The following is a 21678-nucleotide window of genomic DNA, read 5'->3' as shown; positions in this document are numbered from 1 at the left end:
AATGATTACGATATTTATTACATTTTTTCATTATATTTTTTTCTTTCTAAAATTAGATCTAACTTATCATCTTTATAAATAACTAAATTATTTTCACCATAATTTTTTTTAAAATATTCTCATTCCCAAGTTGAATTAATATTGACATCTTCAACATCAATACCAGTTATATATTCACCAAAATAAGTTTTACATGGTCGTTTACCTTTTTCAGAACGATAACATAAAATATATTTATTAGTTTTCATATTTAATCTCATAAAATCGCATCATCATTATTTTCAAATGATTTATTTGATTCTATTTCTTCTAAACGAATATTTCTTGTTGCTGATTGGGTCTGATTTATTTTGGTTGGTGTTATGGGAGGTGTACTATTTTTTAAATTATTATTAGTTTGTAAAAATTGACAACTATAAACTCTTACTGTTCACTGTATTTTATTTTCTTTGTCTTTAAAAGACTGTAAAATACCTGTAATTGCAATTTGACTACCTTTTTGACAATATTGTTGTAATACACTTGCTTGTTTATTTCAAACTTGACAAGGAATAAAATCAGTTTCTTTTTGGGTTGAATGTGGTCTTGTTACTGCTAATTGAAACATGGCATATTCTTTACCACTTTGTGTTCTTTTAATTTCAATATCTTTTGTTGTTCTACCAATGGCAATAAATTGATTCATACTAATATTCCTTTCTAGTATTTTGGTTTTTTATTTTCTTTGTTGCATTTAAAGCAATAACCTCAATATTTTAATTTGGGACAATATTTTTTAATTTTCATAGTTTCTTTTYTCCTTATTAGAATTATTTTTTAAAAATGTATGCATTATTTCTTGTCATTCTAACTTTAATTGATTGGTAATATTGAAACGATTTATATTAACRCCATTTTCGTTAATTATTCAAATTTCACCAATATTACTAGTAAAAATATTATTTTTTTCAAGTAAATAATTATATGCTGTAATTTGTATTTTTGCTTTATTAATTTTTTCAGCATTAAAGTATTTTCAAGTTTTAAAATCAACAACAATAGCTTTGTTATTTTCATAATAAATTAAATCGGGAGTGCCACACACTTTTCCGTCGGATAAGGGTATTTCAAACATAATAATTGATTTAATAAAATCGTTTTTTATTCTATTAAAAAAATTATAGAATAACTCAATTATTTTTAAACTTTCTTTTATTGTTGATATTAATTATCTTTTATTTTTTTGAATATAACACAATAATTCTGTTTAATATTACTACAAAAAAATAAAAAGGATTAAAAAGGCATAACATTATTTGCCTTTCTATGCTATATTAATAATTAGGAAATTAATGAAAGGAAGAAAAATAATGAGTAAAAATAATGTTTTACCAATTATCGTTGAAATCCCTAAGGGGTCTGGTCATAAATATGAATACGATCTTAAAACAGGGCGAATCGTTTTAGATCGTGTTTTATATGGTGCTAATTTTTATCCAGGAGAATATGGTTTTATTGAAAATACATTAGATTGAGATGGCGACCCCCTTGATGTAATCTCATTAAGCACTTATCCAACAATTCCTGGCTGTCAAATTAATGTTCGTATTTTAGGAACAATTAATATGATTGATAACGGTGAAATTGACACAAAATTAATGGCTGTTATGGCGGATGATCCTCGTTTTAATCATATTCAAACTTTAGAAGATGTTCCATTAGCAATACGAAATGAAATTGAAACTTTCTTTTTACAATATAAAACATTACAAAAAAAAGAAGTTAAAATTAATGGTTGAAGTGGATTAGACCAAGCTTTAAAAGAAATTAAAGAATGCCAAGAACGTTATTTAGAATACAAAGATATTTTAGAAACAAAAGGAAAAGATGCTGTGATGAAAATTTGAAAAGAAAAAGGATTAGGACAAATTTAAACATATAAAAAAACTAGTGTTAATGACAATGTCAATTAAAATTGACAGAAAAAAGAGACATTTTTATTTTGAAACTCCATTCGTTCTTCGAATGGAGTTTTTCTTTGTTTAACTCTAGGTCTGACAAAATTATAGAAATCAACATAATTTGAAACAATGTTCATAATATTACTAAAATTAAGACTGTTTCGTTTATATAAGAAAAAACATTCATTTTTAAATAAACTGAATCAAGTTTCACAAGCACCATTATCTGGTGAATTACCACAACGAGACATCGAAATAATAATTCCCATTTTTTCACACAATTCTTTTCATTGCGGGGATGTATATGCATAGCCTTGATCTGAATGAATAATTAATTTTTTGGGACGTCCTGCATAATTTCAAGCTGATACTAAATTCTTAAAACTCAAATTAGCATCAGCATGATTTGATAATTTTCAATCTATTATTTCACCATTGAATAAGTCACGGACAATTGATAAATATACCATTCCATTCTTAATAGGTAAATATGTAATATCTGTCACTCATTTTTTGTTTGGTTCAGATGTAACAAAATATCGTTTTAAGATATTTGGGAATCTTAGAGGACCTGATTTAAAATAATTCGGTTTTATTTTCTTCCGAATAGACTTAATTTTTAATATTTTCATATAGCGATAGACTACTCATTTATTAACTTTGATATTTTTATATTTTTCTAACAAAATCGTAATCATTGGGTACCCATAAATACCTTTAAATTTATTAAATATTTCAAGTATTATTTCTGCTAAAACAAAATTATAGTTTTTATACATAGGTTTTCCTTGTTTAATCCATAAGTAATAACCTTGTCTAGTAATACCTAATTTTCTACATAAAAAATCAACAGAATAATCTGTTGATAATTTATTTACGGCGAAGAACTTTTCTTTAATAGTCTTCGCCTCATACTTTTTTAATGTAAAATGTAATTTAGCAATCTCTTCTAATTCAGAACGTGACATTTTTTTGACATCATTTAAGTCAATTGTTGAAATACTAATTTTTCTTTTTGTCTTTTGTTTACTTTGAAATCCACGACCTCATTCTAGGTTATCAAAATTGTTTTGTGCGTCTACACGTCATCTATGGATAGTAGATTTGGCTATGTTATATTTTTGAACTGTTAGTTTAATGCCATTTAACTCAGCAAATGTTAAAATTTCTAGTTTTTCATTTTTGTTTCATTGTTTTTCCATAAGAAAAGAACATCCTTTCAATAAAATTATATAATAGAAAATGTTTGTCTCTTTTTTCTGTCAATTTTATTTTAGATGTTCATTAACACTAGTTTTTTTATATTATTTCTTTTCAATTAATTTTTCTGAAATTATGGCAACAATTTCTTCTGGTGTTTTATGATTGGCATCAATAACTAAAAAATTAAACTTATCTTTTGAGCGTTCATATCATTCCTCATATTTTCGGTTTAATAATGTTCAATAAGCGCTGCCAATATTTTGTTCACTAGCGCGGCCTCTTTTGGTAATTCGTTCCATTGCTATCTCTGGATCAACTCGTAAATAAACAACTAATTCTGGTTTAATGTTTTCATCTAAATATAAACTTTGTAAAACAACAACATCATAAAATTCTTTATAAACTTTATAATCTGTTGTATTCATATATCCTAACTCATATAAAACATCAACAAAAATTGGGTCTTCTAAAATACTACGGTCAAAAATAATATTAGATGTTATTTTTGCTTGTTTTAATTGTTTACTACGCGCCATTACCATATATACTTGCATTTTAAAAGCCATATCTTTTGGATCAGCATAATACTGATCTAAATATGGATTCTCCTCAACTGGCTCATCCATTACCATATAATGATGCTTTTTTCCCAATATCTTACTAACAGTTGATTTTCCAACTCCAACAACTCCTGCTAATGTAATCCGCATTGTTTTTTCTCTCCTTTATTTTGTTTTTAAGTGTGATGCTATTCCAAAAAAACGTTTAATTTCTTTGGGCTTTAAATAACGTCATTCACCAGACTTTAATGTTTCATCTAATTGTAAAAAACCAATTGCAATTCGTTTTAATTTAATAACTTCATGCCCTAATGCTTGTATCATTTTTTTAACTTGATGTTTTCTGCCTTCATGAATAGTTAATAAAAGAATTGAAACATTTTTTGCTTCGTCATATTTTACTAATTTTGCTTGTGCTTGGCTTGTTATAATTCCTGGCTCAATTTCAATTCCTGTTGCTAATTCTTGTAATTGTTGTTTTGAAAGATAACCAGAAACTAAAACATGATATGTCTTATTAATAATATGACTTGGATGTGTAATAATATTAGTAAATTCTCCATCATTAGTCAATAGTAAAAGACCACTAGTATCATAGTCTAAGCGACCTACCGGATAAATTCGTTCTGAAATACCTTTAACATAAGTTAAAACTGTTTTGCGATGTTGCGGATCATACATCGTTGAAACACAATTCCGTGGTTTGTTCAGCATTAAATAAATTTTATTTGAATTTTCATTCATAAGAATTTGATTATTTATTTGATCATTTTTGCCAACTTTAGTACCCAATGTTGTTACCACAACATTATTAACTTTAACTCGTCCTTGAATAATTAGTTCTTCTGCTTTTCGTCGTGAGCAATAACCTTTTGCTGCAATAACTTTTTGTAAGCGTTTCATTACTTAAATAAATCCTGCTCTTTTTCTACAACAGTTTCTTTAATTTGTGGTAAATCTGCTAATGAAGTTAAATTAAAAACTTTTAAAAATTCCTCAGTAATATGATATGTCATTGGCTTTCCTGGCAAGTCACTTTTACCTGCTTCATCAATCAAATCACGTGCTCGTAATTTGTTAATAACACTGTCAGAATTAACTCCTCGTAACTCTTCAATTTCTGGCTTACTAATTGGTCCACGGTATGCAATAATTGCTAATGTTTCTAATGCTGCTTGTGATAACCGTGCTTCTATTTTATTATTAGCTAATTTTAAATAAAATTGATAATATTCTTGCTTTGTTGATAAACGATATTTATCAGCAAAAGATGTTATTGTTAATCCACGATTATTACTAGTTTGATATTCTGATTTTAATTTTGTTAAAACCTCTTCACACTCAGGAACAGAAATTTCAAGAATATGAGCAATTTCTTTTAAATTAATTCCTTCATCGCCACTAATAAATAATAGTCCTTCTAAAACAGCCATTTTTTCATTTAAATTCATCAAATTTAATTCCCCTCTTTCTGTAAATATGGTCTAATGTAAATTGCTTCTAAATGCTGGTATTGCTCAATTTCAATTTTTTGGTGTCAAGATAAATCTAACAAAGCAATAAAACAAGCAACAAAAGCTTGTAATGATAAAGTAAAATTACCTAGTAATTCTTCTAATGTTCATTCTTTATCATCTTGTGCTAATAACATCATGATTCGTTCAGCCATTTCTTCTGGAGAAACTTCAGTAATAACAACATTTGATTCTAATGGTTTTGCCGCATTAATTCGTTCTAACATTTTTAAAAAACTATTCGTTAATTTATCAATATTAATTTTTGGTGATAATGGTAAATCTTCTTCTTTAATTGAATTTCCTTTAATAATTGTTCGTGGTTTTGATAAATAACGAATTCCCTCTTGATGTTGATCTTTAAAATATTGACTAACTTCTTTAATTTTTTTATATTCTAGCAAACGATTAATTAGTTCATCGCGAGCATCTTTTTCATAATTATCATCAATTTCAACCTGTTCTTTTGGCAACACTAACTTTGTTTTTGTCTCAACTAAATAACTTGCCATTGTTAAATATTCCGATGCAATTTCAATATTCAATTGTTCAATTTCCCTAATATACGCTAAAAATTGATCAGTAATTTCTGTTAACTTAATTTCAAAAAGATTAATTTCCTTTTCTTTAATTAAATGCAATAACAAATCTAATGGTCCTGAAAAATTATCAAGTTTTACTTCATAGCGTGGTAAATGTAACATTCTTTCTCTCCCATGTTTATTTTCTTAGTTAATAATACCGCTATTTTAAAAAAAATTAAAGACATTAAAATAAAAAAAGTGATTAACTTAATGCATCACTTTTATTGAATTATTTCATAAACTAATTCTTCTTGTGGTGGTTTTGTTGAAACAATTCGAAAAGTTCGTTGTGCTCAATCATAGACTGGAGCAGTAACATAGCGACTAGTATATAAAGTCATCACAACATCATCTTTTGCAACTTTTTCACCAGTTTTTTTATTTAAATAAATACCAGCATGATAATCAATTGCTTCATTTTTTGTATTACGTCCAGCTCCTAAACGAACAGCTAATAATCCCAACTCATTAGTATCAATAATTTCCATAAAACCAGCTTCGTTTGCTTTAATTTCAATTACATTTTTTACTTTTAATACCTCTTTTAAAGTTAAATTATTATCAATAAAACTTAAATCTCCACCTTGCTTTTTAACAAAAGCACGGAAGTAATTTAATGGCTCTTCAGTTTGTAATTTTTCTTCACAAGTTTTAACTGCTGTTGCTAAATCGTTAAAAAGCCCTGCTTGGCATAAACTTAAGGCTGCCGCTTCACATACAATATAAGTCAAATCATCAGGTCCTTTTCCTTGCAATGTTTGTAATGCTTCATAAATTTCAATTGCATTGCCGATGGTACGACCTAATGGTTGCGTCATATTAGTAATTTCAGCAGCAATTTTTTTATTAAATTTAATCCCAAGTTCAACCATAATTTGTGCTAATTTTCGCGCATCAGATATTGTTTTCATAAAAGCACCATTACCACATTTAACATCCAACACAATTCCATCACTACCAGTTGCAATTTTTTTACACATAATACTTGCCGCCACTAATGGTAATGAATCAACTGTTGCTGTCACATCGCGTAAAGCATAAATCTTTTTATCAGCTGGAACAAGATTATCAGATTGAGCCATAATTGATAAATTTGTTTTATTAATAACATCTTTAAATTCATGAAAAGAAAGTTCAACTTTAAAACCAGGAATACTTTCCAACTTATCAATTGTTCCTCCTGTTTGGCCTAACCCCCGCCCTGACATTTTTGCTACTTTTAAACCAAAGGCAGCAACTAAAGGCGCATAAATTAAACTAACCTTATCACCAACTCCACCAGAAGAATGCTTATCAACTTTAAAACCAGGAATCCCAGTTAAATCATATACTTCCCCTGAATTAACCATTGCTTCAGTTAAGAACGAAATTTCTGTAACTGACATTGATTGAAAATAAATTGCCATTAAAAAAGCTGACATTTGATAATCCGTAATAATCCCCGTTGTATATCCTTTAACAATAAAGTTAATTTCTTCTCGTGATAACTCTTGTCCATTTTTCTTTTTATCAATTAATTCTAAAATATTCACTATTCGATACCTTCTTTTTTTTAAGTTATTTTTTTCTTTAATGAAGTTTTATATTCTTCATAAGCTTTTTTATGATCAACATCTTGATATTGGTCGATTCCTTTTTGAATAATTTGTTTAACATTATTTGCAATTAACTCAGTTGATTTGGTCATAAACGTATCTGGCTTAATTGGCTTGTGAAACACAACATGAACATACTTTTTCCCTCTTTTTTTAAATTCTTTATTAAAAATTGGATAAGAGTTAACAATTGAAACAGGAATAATTGAAACATGTGCTTTCTGGGCAATTTTAAAACTTCCAGCATGAAATTCTCCCATTTCTTGGCTTCGAATCCGAGTTCCTTCTGGAAAAACAACCATTGTTCGCGGTACACGGATTAAATCATTTGCCTCTTTAATAACTTCTAATGCCTGACGAGGGTTTTCACGATCTAAAAATAAAACATCAATTAATGTTAAAAAATTCCGAAATGTTCGGTTATTTTGCAATTCTTTTTTAGCAATAAATGCACAAGGTGCGGTTTTATTAAAATCATTTAAAGCAAATAATATTGCCGGGTCAACATTCGATTGATGATTGGCAATCATTAAACAACCTTTATCAATTCAATTATCACAATCATGAACAATTATTTTAACATCGTGTACTCATAACATATAACGTGTTCGTTTTTGCAATCAATGATAACGATATTCTTCTGAAACAATATTTGGATCTCTTTTAATTTTTTTGCTAATACTTCTTGCTTTAGTAATTGTTTGTAAAAATCGTGGTCATGTCAGAATAATTTTTCAAATATTTAACATTTTAACTTTGTTCCTTTCTCTTATAATATTTTATTACAAATTGTTGATATTCGTTTAATTTAATTAAAGTAAATTGGTTTAAATCAAACGAAGGAAAATAAGTATCGCCTTGGTATTTTCCTTTAATAAGACTAATAATTAATTCATCAGCATATGGTAATGTTGCCTCATAAATTTTTTTTCCCCCACAAATATAAATATCTTCGGTTGGATTTTGATGATAAAAATTAATAATTGCTGTTAAATCAGTTACTACTTCCACATCTGGATGCTTAATTTGATAATCAAGCTGTCTTGTTAAAACTAATGTTTTTCGTTTTGGTAATGGTCGTCCAATTCCTTCATAAGTCAACCGACCAAATAAAATTGTTTGCCCTAATGTTGTTTCTTTAAAATGCTGTAATTCTTCTCTTAAATGTCATGGTAATTGGTCATTTTGACCAATTAAATTATTTTCATCCATTGCTCATAATAACTTAATCATTATACTGCGACAGTTCCCTTAATTAATGGGGCTGGATCATAATTTTCAAGCATAATATCCTCAAATTTAAAATCAAATAACGAAGAAATGGTTTGATTTAACTTCAAGGTTGGTAATTTCCGTAGAGAACGTCTTAATTGTTCTTTAATTTGACTAAGATGATTTTTATAAATATGACAGTCCCCTAAAGTATGGACAAAATCCCCAGCATCTAATCCAACAACCTGAGCAATTAAATGGGTTAATAAAGCATAACTTGCAATATTAAAAGGAACTCCTAAAAAAACATCCGCACTACGTTGATATAATTGACAACTTAATTTATTATCTTTTGAAACATAAAACTGAATTAAAGTATGACAAGGTGGCAAAGCCATCTCATCAACTTCTGCTGGATTTCAAGCACTAATAATATGACGACGTGAATATGGATTCTTTTTTAAATTTTCTAATAATTTTGCTAACTGATCCACCCCATTAAAATTTCGTCATTGTTTCCCATATACCGGTCCTAAATCACCAAATTCAGCAGCAAAATTTGCATCAGTTTTAATTTTTTCAACAAATTCAGCTAATGTTTCATTATTATATTTTGATGATGCTTGATAGTTCTTATATGGTCATTCATTTCAAATTCGAACATCATGATCCACTAAATATTTAATATTAGTATCGCCTTTAATAAATCATAATAATTCATAAACTATTGATTTAAAATGAATTTTTTTTGTTGTTAAAATTGGAAAACCTTCACTTAAATTAAAACGCATTTGATAACCAAAATAAGAAATTGTTCCGGTATTTGTTCGATCATCTTTTTCTTGCCCGTGTTCCAAAATAAAACGAGCCATTTTGAGATATTGTTCCATCATTTTCACCTTATTTTCTATTCTCATATACTTAAATCTTACCTTATTTAAAAATAAAATCATCTGAAAAAATAAAAAAAATCTTAACAAGATAATTTTTTTATGTTATCATATTACTAATTACAAGAGGTGAACAGCAATGAATAAATTTTTAAAAAAAATAATTAAAAAAATTAAGTTTTCATTAAGTTTATTTATTCCTGGCACATTTAATCCTCTACGTAGTAAATATGAAAATGAAACCGAATTTGATTATGCATATATTTTAAGCAATTCAATTCATCAACAAAATGCTATTGATAAAACTGAAATTACATTAGAAGAAAAAGATAATAATTGTCAATATGATAAACAAATTATTAAAAAAATTAATCGTTTAAAAAAACCTAATAAAAATAATATTTTAGTAATTTTGGGTTTTGTTGTTTGGTTTTTTAAAATCAAAAATAGTACATTACCACCACAAGATTTTAATAGGACAATACAAGCAAAATAAATTAACGACCTAAAAATAACAAAATAATTTTTTCAAATAAAAAACCTTTCAAATTTTAAATAATAGTTAAAAATCTAGATTTTAACCCTTGTCTAGATTTTTTTTATTTTATTAACATAAATAAAAAAATGTTATTTAATAACATTTTAAAACCATGGACTAAATGGTATTTCAAGCCCAAATCAACCATTAATTAAATTATGAACTGCTTCTAAATTAAAATACAACATTACAATTGTTATAACTGCTAAAACTAAAACTACTAACACAACAATTAAAACTATTGCTCAAACTGGTAATTTTCGCTTGGTTGTTTCTTCATCATATTGAAATAGCATTTTTGTTGAATCAATTTTGCCAAAAACATTGCTATTATTAAAACCATCTGATGGAACAAAATCAGGTGATGAACTAAAACTTGGTGCTGCATTAAAATCTGGTGTTGGTCCAAAATTTGTATTTCCTTGGCCAAAATCATTTTGACCAGCAAAATTACCACCACCAAATTCATTTGTTTGATTAAAATCATGGTTTGCCCCAAAAGGAGGCCCCTCATTAAATGTATAATCAAAACTCTCATCAAAATCGCTATTAATGCCTTGTTGTTGTTGTTTCATCAAATCTGGATTCATAATTACAAAATGACGGCCTAGATCTTGAACATACTGTTTTTTATTAAAATTAGAACCTTGACTAGCAGATTGTTGTTGTATTCCTTGTAATTGTTGTTCTACTTCTGGCTCTGCCATTGGAGGATAAGTTAACATTCCGGGATATTGTGACATTTGCGGATAACCCATCATCATTGGAAATTGTGGCATCATTGGGTAAGGAAACATTTGCGGATAACCCATCATCATTGGATTATATACTCCCATTCCCATCGCATTCATTGGGTTAGCCATAATAGGCATAACAAATGGTTGATAAATTGGTTTATTATGCTGCGGTTTAACTTCCGTTCCATTAATTTCTAAAGATTTTGAAATATAAGAAGAATTAAAGGGTGGATTAGTTTTTGTTTTAAAATCATTTGCATTATCAGAAACTCTAATTGGTTTTGTTAATGGTGTTACTGGCCAATTTTGGTTTAATAAATTATCATTGCCAAAACCATTATTATTTTCAAACGAATTAAAATAATTTTCGTTTCCTCCATTAAATTTTGGATCATTATTATTCATGCGATACCCTCCATATCAATATGCCCTATTATCCACTTTGCTTATAAATGAATTATACCATATATTTAACTAAAATTAAATGAAACCATTGTCATAATTATTGGAAAGTTATATAATCATTTATCATTTTATTTAATTTTAATAGCTTGTTTGTTGTTTTTTGCTTTGTAAATATTCTTGATCTTTTTCATCAACTTCATTAAAAATATGATGACGATGTTTATATCAAAAGAAATATAAAATAATGCCCACAACAATAGCTGAAATTAAATCATTTAACCCTAATAATATAAAATAATAAATATTACTCTGGTCTGTGCCATCCGATAATCCATGTGCTAAGAAATATCCACATAACATTAAAATTGGTAACACAATAAAGGCACGAAACGAAGAACATAATGCTGCTTTCCGTGCATTATTCATTCCTTGAAATAACGAAACACCTAAAAATGAAATGGCAGCACAAGGATAACTCATTAACATTAGAACTGCTATTCATCAATATTCATCAACTAAATCAGAAGGAAAAGCAAAAGCCATTAACAATTGTGGACCAAGAGCAATAAATAATAATAGAGTAAAAAACAATCAACCACTAATAATTGCTAATCCATATCAACAAGTCTGATACATTCGTAAATATTTTTTTGCTCCATAGTTATAACCAATAATTGTTTTCATCCCTTGTGCAATTTCTAACGCAATTGCGGTAAAGAAGGCAATTCAGGGACTTACCGCACTATTAAATAATTGGAAAGATGCTAAACCATATTGTTGCCGCTGAGCAAATTGTCCTGGCAACGATGAAATAATTGCTGATGATAAAATTGAAACTAAAACAGCACCTAAATTATTAATAAAAGATGAAAAACCTAACCGAAAAATTTCTTTAATTGTTGTTTTATGTAAATAAAAAAGATCACGCCAATGAAATCGTAAATAAGAATTCTTATTGTAATAAATACAAAATAATGAAACAATAATAATAAAAATTCATGCAATAATTGTTCCTAACATTGTTCCTTCTAATAACATTCGACCATATTTTACAAAAATAATTGAAAATAAAACATTAATTGCAATTGCTCCAATTGTAATGTAAATTGCAGCATGGCTTTTCCCATCTGTTCGTAATAATGTTAATAATAAATAACTAACAAACATTAAAGGACTAGCAAGTAACATTGGAAAAACATAATGCCAAGTTAAATCTTGTACAATTCATGTTCCTTTTTTACTTAATTGAATTAAAATCATAATATTATCTCATTGTGGAAAGACTAAACAAAAAACAAAAAAAGCTGCAACAATTGAAAATAAAACGGTAATTGTTAAAGCATTTCCTGCTAAAGATTGTGTTTGTTGTTTATTACTTTGCCCAGATTTAATGGCAAATGTAATTGATGTTCCAATCGCAAATAAAATTGCAAAAGCAAATAATAAGTTATAAATTTGCATTGCAAAATGGGTTGATAAATTAACAAAAATTTTTGCTGATTCATATGTTAATTCACCATTATTAATTGAAATATGTTCTTTATTTCAATCCAAATATGGTTGATGATAAAAAACATTTGATGTAACAAATGTTAAGGCAATAAATTTATCAAGGATTGGATATAATGCTGTCATTGCCATCACAAGGACAGTTGGTAAAGAAAAAATAAAAATTGTTTTTCATAAATTGTCATAACGTAACTTAATCTCGTTTTTTAAAAAAATGTTTTTGTTCATTATCTTCGTTCCCCTTTACAATACTATTTATCTATTATTTTATCATATTTTTAGCCAAAATGCTAGGTCAAAAGGAAAGGCTTATTTTAGTAGTTGAAATAAAGTAAGTGTTTGTTTAAGAGCCATAAATTTAATGCTTTTTGGTATAAAAGCATTAACAAGGCTTTGTCTTTTAAGTTATTCTAGTTAAACCATGAATATTTATATTCTGCAACAGCAAAAATGCAAATTAACCTTTACCATTCGCATCGATAACATATTACGAAAGACAATTTCACTATATTCTTTTGTTCTAAAATAAGATTTTTGTATGCAAGTTTATATAACGCAATTTTAGACAATTCTTTAACTTTAAAATGAAAGATATCCTCTTGCATCATGGAAAAATATTTTAGTAAAAAATAAAACCACAAAATCTTTTTTGTGGTTTAAAATTTAATTTGTAATTGGTAATAAAATATTTTTTATTCCTTCTTCAAAAGGGGTAATTTTAAATTGTGGAAAACATGTTTTGAATTTATCTGAGTTAAATAAATTATCAACTTTATAACGTGGTAACATTTCCAAAAGTTCTTTAACTTGGCTGTTAAAGTGACTTACAAATTTAAATTGCCACTCCTTAATTATTGAATAATGTAGTTTTCTATTCGTAACTTCATTGGCAATTTCTAAAATTTGTTTATATGTTAAACTTCGATCGCAGAGCAAATGTCAAGTTTGGTTATATGCATCTTTTGTATTACCAATTAAAGCCATCGCTTTGCTTGCATCGGGCGCTCAAATTAAAATTCGTAACGTTTTTACCGTTATTGGAATTTTAATTTTTTTATGGCGTTTAATATTTTCAAACACCATAGAATTAGTAATACTCTGCGTGTGTCCAGGTCCATAAAATTCCGGGGCACGACATATAACGATATCAATTTCTTTTTTATCCATCGCTGCTAAAACCATATTAGTTAATTGCGTTCGCAAAATTGATTTTCTCCCTTTGGGCTCAAACGGTGTGTCCTCAAGCTGTGTTTTAGTAGTTTTGGGATACATATAAGTATTATCAAAAAATACTAGTTTTGTATTATTTACTGTACAAGCTTTAAGCACATTTTGTATAATAACCGGAAACTGTTCTTCCATTAACTTTGCATTCATTGGTAAACCAACAGTAAAATAAACTATTTCGCTTCCTGCAATTGCATTAAGAGTGGAATTGTAATTCATCAAATCGGCTACTATAATTTGTTCTGTTTCATTTATCTTGACAGGTTTTCTACTTACCAATCTAATTTCTTTTGTATAGTTGTTATATAGTTCCTTTGCCAATTCATGACCAATTTGTCCATTACTTCCCAAGATTGTTTGAATTATTTAGTTCCCTAATAAGTAGTTTTGCAACTGATCGCACAGAAAATGGATTTTGTCCTGTAATTATATTGTTGTCAATCAAGGCATAATCTTTATAAAAACGTTTCTTATGTCAAATGGCACCACGACTTTTTGCATTTTTTTGATTTAAAAACGGTACTTGTTTTTTCTTTCCCGCTAAATTTTCTTCTGAGGTAGTAAAATCAGTGATTTTTTTACCAGCAATTATATAGTTTCCTTGATCATCTTTTAGATTTAATAAACCAGAAATTCCATGGCACACTGAAACTAAATAACCATTATTCATATAAATTTGTCTAGCTATTGCTTGAATTTCACTATTGTCTGGAAAATCTCACATTACACCATGCCCACCGGTATAGTAAATTGCACTATATTCATTTGGTTTTATTTCGTTGGGTTTTAGTGTGTTTTGAATGCCCCTTTGTAAAAAATCTTTGTCTTCATATACATTTCAAATCGCTTCATCCATGTATTTCATGCTTCGAGGATCAAGGGCAAGGGGGTACTAAACCACCGTTTGGACTCACAAAATCATATTTAATTCCATGTTTTTGTAATTCATCAACAAATTCTGCGCTTTCACCCAATCACAAACCAGTAGGTTCATTGGTATTTTTATATCTACTTGTATTAGTTTCTACAATTAAAATTTTCTTCATTATTTTGTTCTCTTCTTATACATTATTTCACTTATCTTGGTTAAAAAACATTATAGTTTTCCAATTTCAGTTGTATCATTATACAAATAATAAAAATTTTTCGTGCCAACTACATGAAATGAAACTATACAATATTTATTATTTATAAATTGGTTTCCGTTACGACTAACAACACTGTTTTAATATGCTCAACTGGTTTTACTTTTCGTCATTCTTGAATAAACTTAAAATCATTGTCTAACAAAAAGGTACTTCGTTCAATTCCAAAATAAACATTATTAAACATTTTCTTTTCTTTTAAGACACTAAACATTTCACATAATTTAGAATCAATATCACATAACATGGGGAAACTAACATTATTATCATTTTGAAACTTAGTTTGTTTTTTTAAATTATCACGGCTAATACCAATAACATTATAACCAGCAGCTAAAAACTTTTGATAATAACGATTATAAGCAATTGTTTCTAAAGTACAGCCTGGTGTTGCTGCTTTTGGAAAAAAATAAAAAATATAACCCTTTCCTTGCTGAAAATCAGTAATAAAATGTTCTTCCCCATCTGTAAACAAAAACTTCTCTTGTTTTAAATCCATTTTTTAATAACCTCCATTAAAGACAATAATAATTAATTACTGTCTTTGAAAAAAAGTTGGATTAAATATTTTGTTACTTCTAACTTATTTTTTAAAATATTAAACGATAATTTTAAATCTAAAAAAATTAAATATAGTGAAATTTCCGTAATATCAAACTTATATTCTAAATCATTGATTTCCTTTGCAATATTACCAATTTGCTCAGCAATAGTATCATACTCATCAAGAACAGCATTCGTTTTTAAACTTGCTCGTTCTTGTAATTCACTAAGATCTAAATTAATTGCTTGAATTATTGACATTAGTTCATTCAAAGTTTGTTCAATTTTTTCTTCACGTAAAGACATTTGCTCCACTTTATTTTCCATTTTTTTACTTTTACCTACTTATAAGTATAATATATCATAAAACTAAAAAAAGATTAGTTTTAATAATTAATTACTAATCCTTTAAAACGAGTAACTGAATTAATTGTTTCACGAATCCCTTGCACTCCCTGTCCAGAATCATGAATTCCTAAAAATGGGAATGAATCAGGTCCCCGTTGAGTACGGCCATTAATGTTAACCGTTCCTGTTTCTAACTCATTAGCAATATTAAATGCTGCATTAATATCTTTTGTAAAAATACAGGCCTGCAATTTAAAGTTTGATTTATTTGCTAAAGTAATCATTTCTTCAACATTTTTGCAACGAATAATTGGTAAGACTGGGCCAAATGGTTCTTCTCATGCTAATCGCATTTCTGGCGTAACATGGTCAATTAAAGTTGCACTAAGTAAATTATCTTTTCGTTGATTACCAAGTACTAATGTTGCTTTTTTTGCTAAAGCATCATCAATTAAACCTTGCACAAAATCTGCAGCTTTTAAATCAATAACTGGAATAATTGCTTTATTATCTAATGGCGAACCTACTTCTAACTTGCCAACTTCTATTTTTAATAATTGTACTAATTCAGCAGCAATTGTTTCATCTACTAATACTCGCTTAATTGCTGTACAACGTTGCCCAGAATAAGCATAAGCACCAGCAACAATTTCTTTTACCGCTTTTGCTAAATCAGCATCTTTTAATACTAAAACTGGATCTTTTCCCCCTAATTCTAATACTAAGTCTTTTCCATGCCCTAATTTGCGAATATGATTCCCAACGGCAACTGACCCAGTAAATGAAATAACATTAATTTCAGGATTTAAAACTAATAAATCTCCAATATCACGTCCACGACCAGTTACAACATTAAAAACACCTTTTGGAAAAGCAACTTCAAAAGCTAACTTTGCCATATATAATCCGGTTAAACTACCATTTGTTGCTGGCTTAAAAACAACAGTATTACCAACAACTAAGCTTGGTGCAATTTTTGCAATACTTAAATTGACAGGATAATTAAATGGTGAAATTGCTAAAACAACACCTTTAGGAACACGAGAAAAAATACCTATTTTATTTTTAAAATTTCAACCATCACCAGTTAATGTTTCTGGAAAAACTCGCTTTGCTTCTTCAATCGTATAATCAATATATTCAATACTACGTTCAACTTCAATTTGACCATCTTTTAAACTTTTTCCAACTTCATGGGCCATAATTTTTGCAAGTTCTGTTTTATGACTTTCTAATAATTTTGCTCATTTTTGCAAATAACTAATTCGTTCAAATAAAGTTAATTTTGCTCATGCTTTTTGTGAATGTCGAGCCCCCTTAAAAGCTTCATTTATTTCTTTTTCTTTTAGAGCTGGAACACGACCATATGGCTTATTATTAATTGGTGAAATTATTTCTAATCAATCCCCATTATTGATTAATTCACCATTAATTAATGCATTTAATTCCAAATTCATTTTTAGCGCCTCTTTTCTGTTTGCATTATTCTACTTATATTTTATGCTTTTTTAAAATTATTAAAAGATACTTTCCACATTTAAATTATTGTTTACAATAAAATGTTTTAATATTGTTAATGCACGATCACTATATGCTAAATATTTTTCATTTTTGCTTTTAAAATGTTGTTCAAAGGCAGGAATAATTCCAAAATTTGCTTTCATCGGTTGAAAATTAGTTTTTGAAGCATTAACAATATAATTCACTAATGCTCCCATCATTGTTTCAGGTGGAAATGTTAACATTGATTTCTTATTTAAAAATCTTGTAATATTTAATGCACTAATAATTCCTGTGGCCGCTGATTCAACATATCCCTCAACATCCATAATTTGACCAGCAAAAAAAGATATTATGATGTTTTTTTACTTGTAAAAATTGATTTAATAAAATTGGCGAATTAATAAAATTATTCTTATGAATAACACCATATCGAACAATTTGAGCATTTGCTAAGCCTAAAATCATTCTAATAAGGCGTTGTTGTTCAAGAAACTTTAGATTAGTTTGAAAACCAACTAAATTATATAAAGTATCAATTGCATCATCTTGACGTAATTGCACCACAGCATATGGGCGGTTACCACTTGAGGTTTCTAAGCCAACTGGCTTTAATTGTCCAAACAATAATGACTTAATACCCCGTTTTGCCATTATCTCAATTGGCATACACCCTTCAAAATAAATTTCTTTTTCAAAATCATGTAAGGCCACTGTTTCTGCTGCAATTAATGCTTGAACTCATAATTCAAATTCATCCTTACTCATTGGACAATTAATATAATCTTTGCTATCGCCTTGATCATAACGTGATTTATAATATACTTTAGTAAAATCAATACTATCTTTTGTAATAATTGGCGCTGCTGCATCATAAAAATAAAAATATTCTTGACCCAATAATGCTTGAATGGTAGTTTGAAATTTTGATGTTGTTAATGGTCCAGAAGCAATCAATGTAATTGCCTTATCATCAATAGTTGTTACCTCTTGGTCAATTAAAGTCACATTTGAATTATTTGTTAATCACGTTGTAATATATTCTGAAAACTGATGACGATCAACTGCTAATGCTCCACCATCTGGAACACGACTTGCATACGCTGCTTTAATAATTAATGAATCAAATGCTAACATTTCTTGTTTTAATAACCCAACACCATTCGTTAAACTTTCACTACGTAACAAATTTGAACAAACCAATTCCGCAAATGAATTTTGTTTTTGTACTGGATTTTTTATTAACCGTTTAGTTTCATACAAGTTAACCTTAAAACCTCTCCGCGCTAATTGATAAGCTGCCTCGGTCCCCGCTAATCCAGCACCAATAATGTTAATTGTTGGAATTGTCATTTGTTATTTTTCCTTTTAATTGTTGATATTGTTCTAAATATTGGGCATATTTTTCTTCTTCAAGTTTAATCTTTTCAGCATTTGCCTTTGCTAAAAAATTTGGATTATTTAAAATGTTTTTGCTTCGTTTTAGTTCTTGTTCTAGGCGAGTTAATTCCGCATTGATTTTTTGGTGCTCAATTGTTTCATCAACAATATCATTCAATCCAACTTCTAAAATAACATTCGTTAATGGAATTGTTGCATATTTTTGGTTTTGATCTTTTTGGTGAAGCACACCCATAACTTTACTATTAACCATTTTTAAAATAAATTCATTAATTAATGAAATAACATTTGTAGTAATGTTATTCTTACTACTTGCTTGATCAAATCAAATTTCAATAATATGTTCTTTTTTAATTTGATAATTGCTTCGTAATTCGCGGATTGCAGCAACAATTTCTGTTACTAAATTTAAATAATCAACATTATAATTAAAATTAATTTTTGGATAAACTTCTAACATAATTGATTCTTTTAAATTTAATTTTTGATAAATTTCTTCCGTTACAAATGGAATAAATGGATGTAACATAATTAAAATTTGTTTTAAAACATAAAACAATGTTTGAGTTGATACCATTTTAATTGTTGCATTATTACTTTGCAAATTAACTTTTGTTAATTCAATATATCATGAGCAAAACTTATTTCATACAAAATCATACAAATCTTTTCCAACTAAAACAAATTCATATTTTTCCATATTAGTTTGTACTTTAGTAATTGTTTTTGCTAATTCTGATAAAATTCATTGGTCAATAGCATTTTCTTGATGGTTTAATAATAAGTTTTTAATTTCTATTTCAAAATTAACCAATGGTTTAAAATTATTTGTTAAATTCATTTCAACATAACGAGCAGCATTTCATAACTTATTAATAAAATTTCAAGCACTATTAACTTTTTCTAACGAAAAACGTAAATCTTGTCCTGGGGCACTATTTGTAACTAAAAAATAACGTAATGTATCTGCACCATATTCTTTAATAACATCCATCGGGTCAATCCCATTCCCTAATGACTTACTCATTTTTCGTCCTTCTTCATCCCGAATTAAACCATGAATTAAAACATCATTAAATGGTTTTTCCTTCGTAAATTCTAATGATTCAAACATCATTCTTGAAACTCAAAAGAAAATAATATCATAACCAGTTACCAAAACATTAGTTGGAAAATAGTGTTGAAATAATGTTTTATCTCAATTTCATCCTAAACTTGCCATTGGCCATAATGCTGATGAAAATCAAGTATCTAAAACATCTGCATCTTGAATTCAATTTTTACTATTATCTGGTGGAGTTAAACCGACATGAATTTTTGTTGAATCATCTTTATGATATCATGCTGGAATTTGATGTCCCCATCATAGTTGCCGTGAAATACATCAATCTTGAACATTTTTCATTCAATTAATTAATGTTATATTAAAGCGAGATGGATAAAATTTAATTTTATTTGTTGATGATTGAAATTTAATAATTTTTTCAGCAAAATATTCCATTTTAACGAATCATTGGTCTGACAAATATGGTTCAACAATAGCACCACTTCGTTCTGAAAAACCAACTTGGTGAGAATGAACTTTAATTTCAACAATTAACTTTTGTTGATTTAAATCATGCACTAAATTTTGACGAGCAGTAAAACGATCTTGGTTATGATATTTCCCAGCTAATTCGTTCATTGTTCCATCTAAGTTCATACAAATTGGCATCGCTAAATGATGACGCAAAGCAATTTCAAAATCATTAGCATCATGTGCTGGTGTACATTTCATTGCTCCCGTTTCAAAATCTTGTTCAACATAATCATCACAAATAATAGGAAGTAATTCACCGTTTGCGGGATTTACTACCTTTTTATTTCAATATTTGTGATAACGATTATCATTTGGATTAACAACAACACATTGATCAGCAAACATTGTTTCTGGACGCGTTGTTGCAATGGTCAAAAACTCACTTGTGCTATTCTCTAAAAAATATTTAAAGTAATACATTTTGCCTTGTTGTTCTTGATAAATAACTTCAATATTTGATAAAGCGGTTTTTTGTACGGGATCTCATGAAATAATTCGTTTACCACGATAAATTAATCCTTTTTGGTATAAATCAATAAAAACTTTTTGCACTGCCGCTGATAAATTATTATTTAACGTAAATTGTTCGCGTGAATAATCTAATGCTAAACCTAATTTAGCTCATTGCTCACGAATAATTTCAGCATATTCTTCCTTTCATGCTCAAACTTGTTCAATAAACTTTTCTCGTCCTAAATCATGTCGTAAAATATTTTTTGTTACACGTAAACGTTCTTCTACTTTTGCCTGGGTAGCAATTCCCGCATGATCCATTCCTGGTAAATATAAAGTATCAAATCCTAGTAATTTTTTATAACGAATAATCAAGTCTTGCAATGTTGTATCTCATGCATGACCTAAATGCAATTTCCCTGTCACATTTGGGGGTGGAATAACAATACTAAAACTTGGTTGTTTATTTTTAACATCCGCGGTAAAATAACCTTTTTTCTTCCAAAATTGATATTTTCCTGCTTCGACCAAGATATGATCATATTTCTTTGTTAATTCTTTTCCCATTTTGTTTCCTTTCTAAATAAAAACTCCTATTATTTAAATAAAATAATAGGAGCAATTATTATCTAATAATTACGGTACCATCTTTTTTTAATAAGTATCACTTATTACCTTAATTAAAATATCAAGTTAAAATATTTAGCAACCTTCATTAAAACAATAGATTAATTTCACACCACCACAATTAACTCTCTGAACTATCCTTTTAATTACTCCTCTAATATTTATAAT

21 protein-coding genes and 2 pseudogenes are annotated in these 21678 nt (G+C 27.9%); 2 read left to right on the top strand and 21 right to left on the bottom strand.

The features are described from left to right. Window positions 1–17: 17 nt before the first annotated feature. The 3 genes from C6B38_RS00750 to C6B38_RS00740 all read right to left on the bottom strand — a co-directional run bounded on the left by C6B38_RS00750 (window position 18) and on the right by C6B38_RS00740 (window position 1084). A complete protein-coding gene (locus tag C6B38_RS00750) occupies window positions 18–248 on the bottom strand; it encodes a hypothetical protein (RefSeq protein ID WP_146693241.1) in 231 nt (76 codons plus the stop codon). Window positions 249–250: 2 nt separating this feature from the next. Beyond that, the gene (locus C6B38_RS00745; protein WP_053391425.1) at window positions 251–685 is read right to left on the bottom strand and encodes a single-stranded DNA-binding protein; all 435 of its coding nucleotides are present in this window, start codon (window positions 683–685) and stop codon (window positions 251–253) included. A gap of 90 nt (window positions 686–775) precedes the next feature. After that, complete coding sequence (locus C6B38_RS00740; RefSeq protein WP_105298280.1) at window positions 776–1084, bottom strand: hypothetical protein; 309 nt, start codon at window positions 1082–1084, stop codon at window positions 776–778. A 265-nt stretch (window positions 1085–1349) separates the two neighbouring features. Here C6B38_RS00740 and C6B38_RS00735 point away from each other — a divergent pair, with 265 nt between their 5' ends. After that, entirely contained in the window at window positions 1350–1913 is a 564-nt protein-coding gene (locus C6B38_RS00735; protein ID WP_004028623.1) for an inorganic diphosphatase, read from the top strand. A 35-nt stretch (window positions 1914–1948) separates the two neighbouring features. On the opposite strand, the gene C6B38_RS00730 is transcribed toward C6B38_RS00735, so the two are convergent. The 9 genes from C6B38_RS00730 to thyA form a co-directional block, all read right to left on the bottom strand. Then, window positions 1949–3142 carry an IS3 family transposase gene (locus C6B38_RS00730; protein ID WP_105298279.1) on the bottom strand — a complete coding sequence of 398 codons (1194 nt, stop codon included), beginning with the start codon at window positions 3140–3142 and terminating at the stop codon, window positions 1949–1951. A gap of 102 nt (window positions 3143–3244) precedes the next feature. Beyond that, window positions 3245–3853, bottom strand: a complete 609-nt coding sequence (locus C6B38_RS00725; RefSeq protein ID WP_105298278.1) for a deoxynucleoside kinase — start codon at window positions 3851–3853, stop codon at window positions 3245–3247. Between the two features lie 15 nt (window positions 3854–3868). Continuing rightward, on the bottom strand, window positions 3869–4606 hold the full coding sequence (locus C6B38_RS00720; protein WP_105298277.1) for a pseudouridine synthase: 738 nt from the start codon (window positions 4604–4606) through the stop codon (window positions 3869–3871). After that, entirely contained in the window at window positions 4606–5154 is a 549-nt protein-coding gene (scpB, locus tag C6B38_RS00715) for an SMC-Scp complex subunit ScpB (RefSeq protein ID WP_105298276.1), read from the bottom strand. The genes C6B38_RS00720 and scpB overlap by 1 nt, the downstream gene beginning before the upstream one ends. 5 nt (window positions 5155–5159) lie before the next feature. Further along, entirely contained in the window at window positions 5160–5921 is a 762-nt protein-coding gene (locus tag C6B38_RS00710) for a segregation and condensation protein A (RefSeq protein ID WP_105298275.1), read from the bottom strand. Window positions 5922–6022: 101 nt separating this feature from the next. After that, on the bottom strand, window positions 6023–7333 hold the full coding sequence (locus C6B38_RS00705) for a thymidine phosphorylase (RefSeq protein ID WP_105298274.1): 1311 nt from the start codon (window positions 7331–7333) through the stop codon (window positions 6023–6025). A 20-nt stretch (window positions 7334–7353) separates the two neighbouring features. Then, entirely contained in the window at window positions 7354–8145 is a 792-nt protein-coding gene (locus C6B38_RS00700; RefSeq protein ID WP_105298273.1) for a lysophospholipid acyltransferase family protein, read from the bottom strand. A gap of 1 nt (window position 8146) precedes the next feature. Beyond that, window positions 8147–8629, bottom strand: coding sequence for a dihydrofolate reductase (locus tag C6B38_RS00695; protein WP_105298272.1), 483 nt, complete (start codon window positions 8627–8629; stop codon window positions 8147–8149). After that, window positions 8629–9498, bottom strand: a complete 870-nt coding sequence (gene thyA, locus C6B38_RS00690) for a thymidylate synthase (RefSeq protein WP_105298271.1) — start codon at window positions 9496–9498, stop codon at window positions 8629–8631. Before thyA ends, C6B38_RS00695 begins: the two co-directional genes overlap by 1 nt. A gap of 139 nt (window positions 9499–9637) precedes the next feature. Between thyA and C6B38_RS00685 the strand changes: the two genes are divergently transcribed. Continuing rightward, on the top strand, window positions 9638–9994 hold the full coding sequence (locus C6B38_RS00685) for a hypothetical protein (protein ID WP_105298270.1): 357 nt from the start codon (window positions 9638–9640) through the stop codon (window positions 9992–9994). A 146-nt stretch (window positions 9995–10140) separates the two neighbouring features. Here C6B38_RS00685 and C6B38_RS00680 read toward each other — a convergent pair whose 3' ends face one another. The 9 genes and pseudogenes from C6B38_RS00680 to C6B38_RS00640 form a co-directional block, all read right to left on the bottom strand. Further along, window positions 10141–11178: a hypothetical protein gene (locus C6B38_RS00680; RefSeq protein ID WP_105298269.1), complete on the bottom strand. Its 1038-nt coding sequence runs from the start codon at window positions 11176–11178 to the stop codon at window positions 10141–10143. Window positions 11179–11316: 138 nt separating this feature from the next. Next, window positions 11317–12915, bottom strand: a complete 1599-nt coding sequence (locus C6B38_RS00675) for an MATE family efflux transporter (RefSeq protein ID WP_105298268.1) — start codon at window positions 12913–12915, stop codon at window positions 11317–11319. A gap of 435 nt (window positions 12916–13350) precedes the next feature. Then, a complete protein-coding gene (locus C6B38_RS00670; RefSeq protein ID WP_105298267.1) occupies window positions 13351–14277 on the bottom strand; it encodes an NAD-dependent epimerase/dehydratase family protein in 927 nt (308 codons plus the stop codon). Then, window positions 14255–14960, bottom strand: a pseudogene (locus tag C6B38_RS00665) (type 1 glutamine amidotransferase domain-containing protein). The gene C6B38_RS00670 and the pseudogene C6B38_RS00665 overlap by 23 nt, the downstream one beginning before the upstream one ends. A gap of 142 nt (window positions 14961–15102) precedes the next feature. Then, window positions 15103–15558: a peroxiredoxin gene (locus tag C6B38_RS00660; RefSeq protein WP_105298266.1), complete on the bottom strand. Its 456-nt coding sequence runs from the start codon at window positions 15556–15558 to the stop codon at window positions 15103–15105. 32 nt (window positions 15559–15590) lie between these two features. Beyond that, window positions 15591–15929 (bottom strand): hypothetical protein, encoded by a 339-nt coding sequence (locus C6B38_RS00655; RefSeq protein WP_105298265.1) that lies wholly within the window; start codon window positions 15927–15929, stop codon window positions 15591–15593. A gap of 59 nt (window positions 15930–15988) precedes the next feature. Next, window positions 15989–17407: an NADP-dependent glyceraldehyde-3-phosphate dehydrogenase gene (locus C6B38_RS00650; protein ID WP_105298264.1), complete on the bottom strand. Its 1419-nt coding sequence runs from the start codon at window positions 17405–17407 to the stop codon at window positions 15989–15991. A 60-nt stretch (window positions 17408–17467) separates the two neighbouring features. Beyond that, window positions 17468–18803: pseudogene (gene trmFO, locus C6B38_RS00645) on the bottom strand (methylenetetrahydrofolate--tRNA-(uracil(54)-C(5))-methyltransferase (FADH(2)-oxidizing) TrmFO). Further along, window positions 18784–21450, bottom strand: a complete 2667-nt coding sequence (locus C6B38_RS00640; protein ID WP_105298263.1) for a valine--tRNA ligase — start codon at window positions 21448–21450, stop codon at window positions 18784–18786. Before C6B38_RS00640 ends, trmFO begins: the two are co-directional and overlap by 20 nt. Between the last annotated feature and the right edge of the window lie 228 nt (window positions 21451–21678).

Source organism: Spiroplasma sp. ChiS, from assembly GCF_002968355.1.
Classification (GTDB): domain Bacteria; phylum Bacillota_I; class Bacilli_A; order Mycoplasmatales; family Mycoplasmataceae; genus Spiroplasma; species Spiroplasma citri.
The sequence above is the reverse complement of the archived record's forward strand: the minus strand, read 5'-3'. Positions and strand labels throughout refer to the sequence as shown.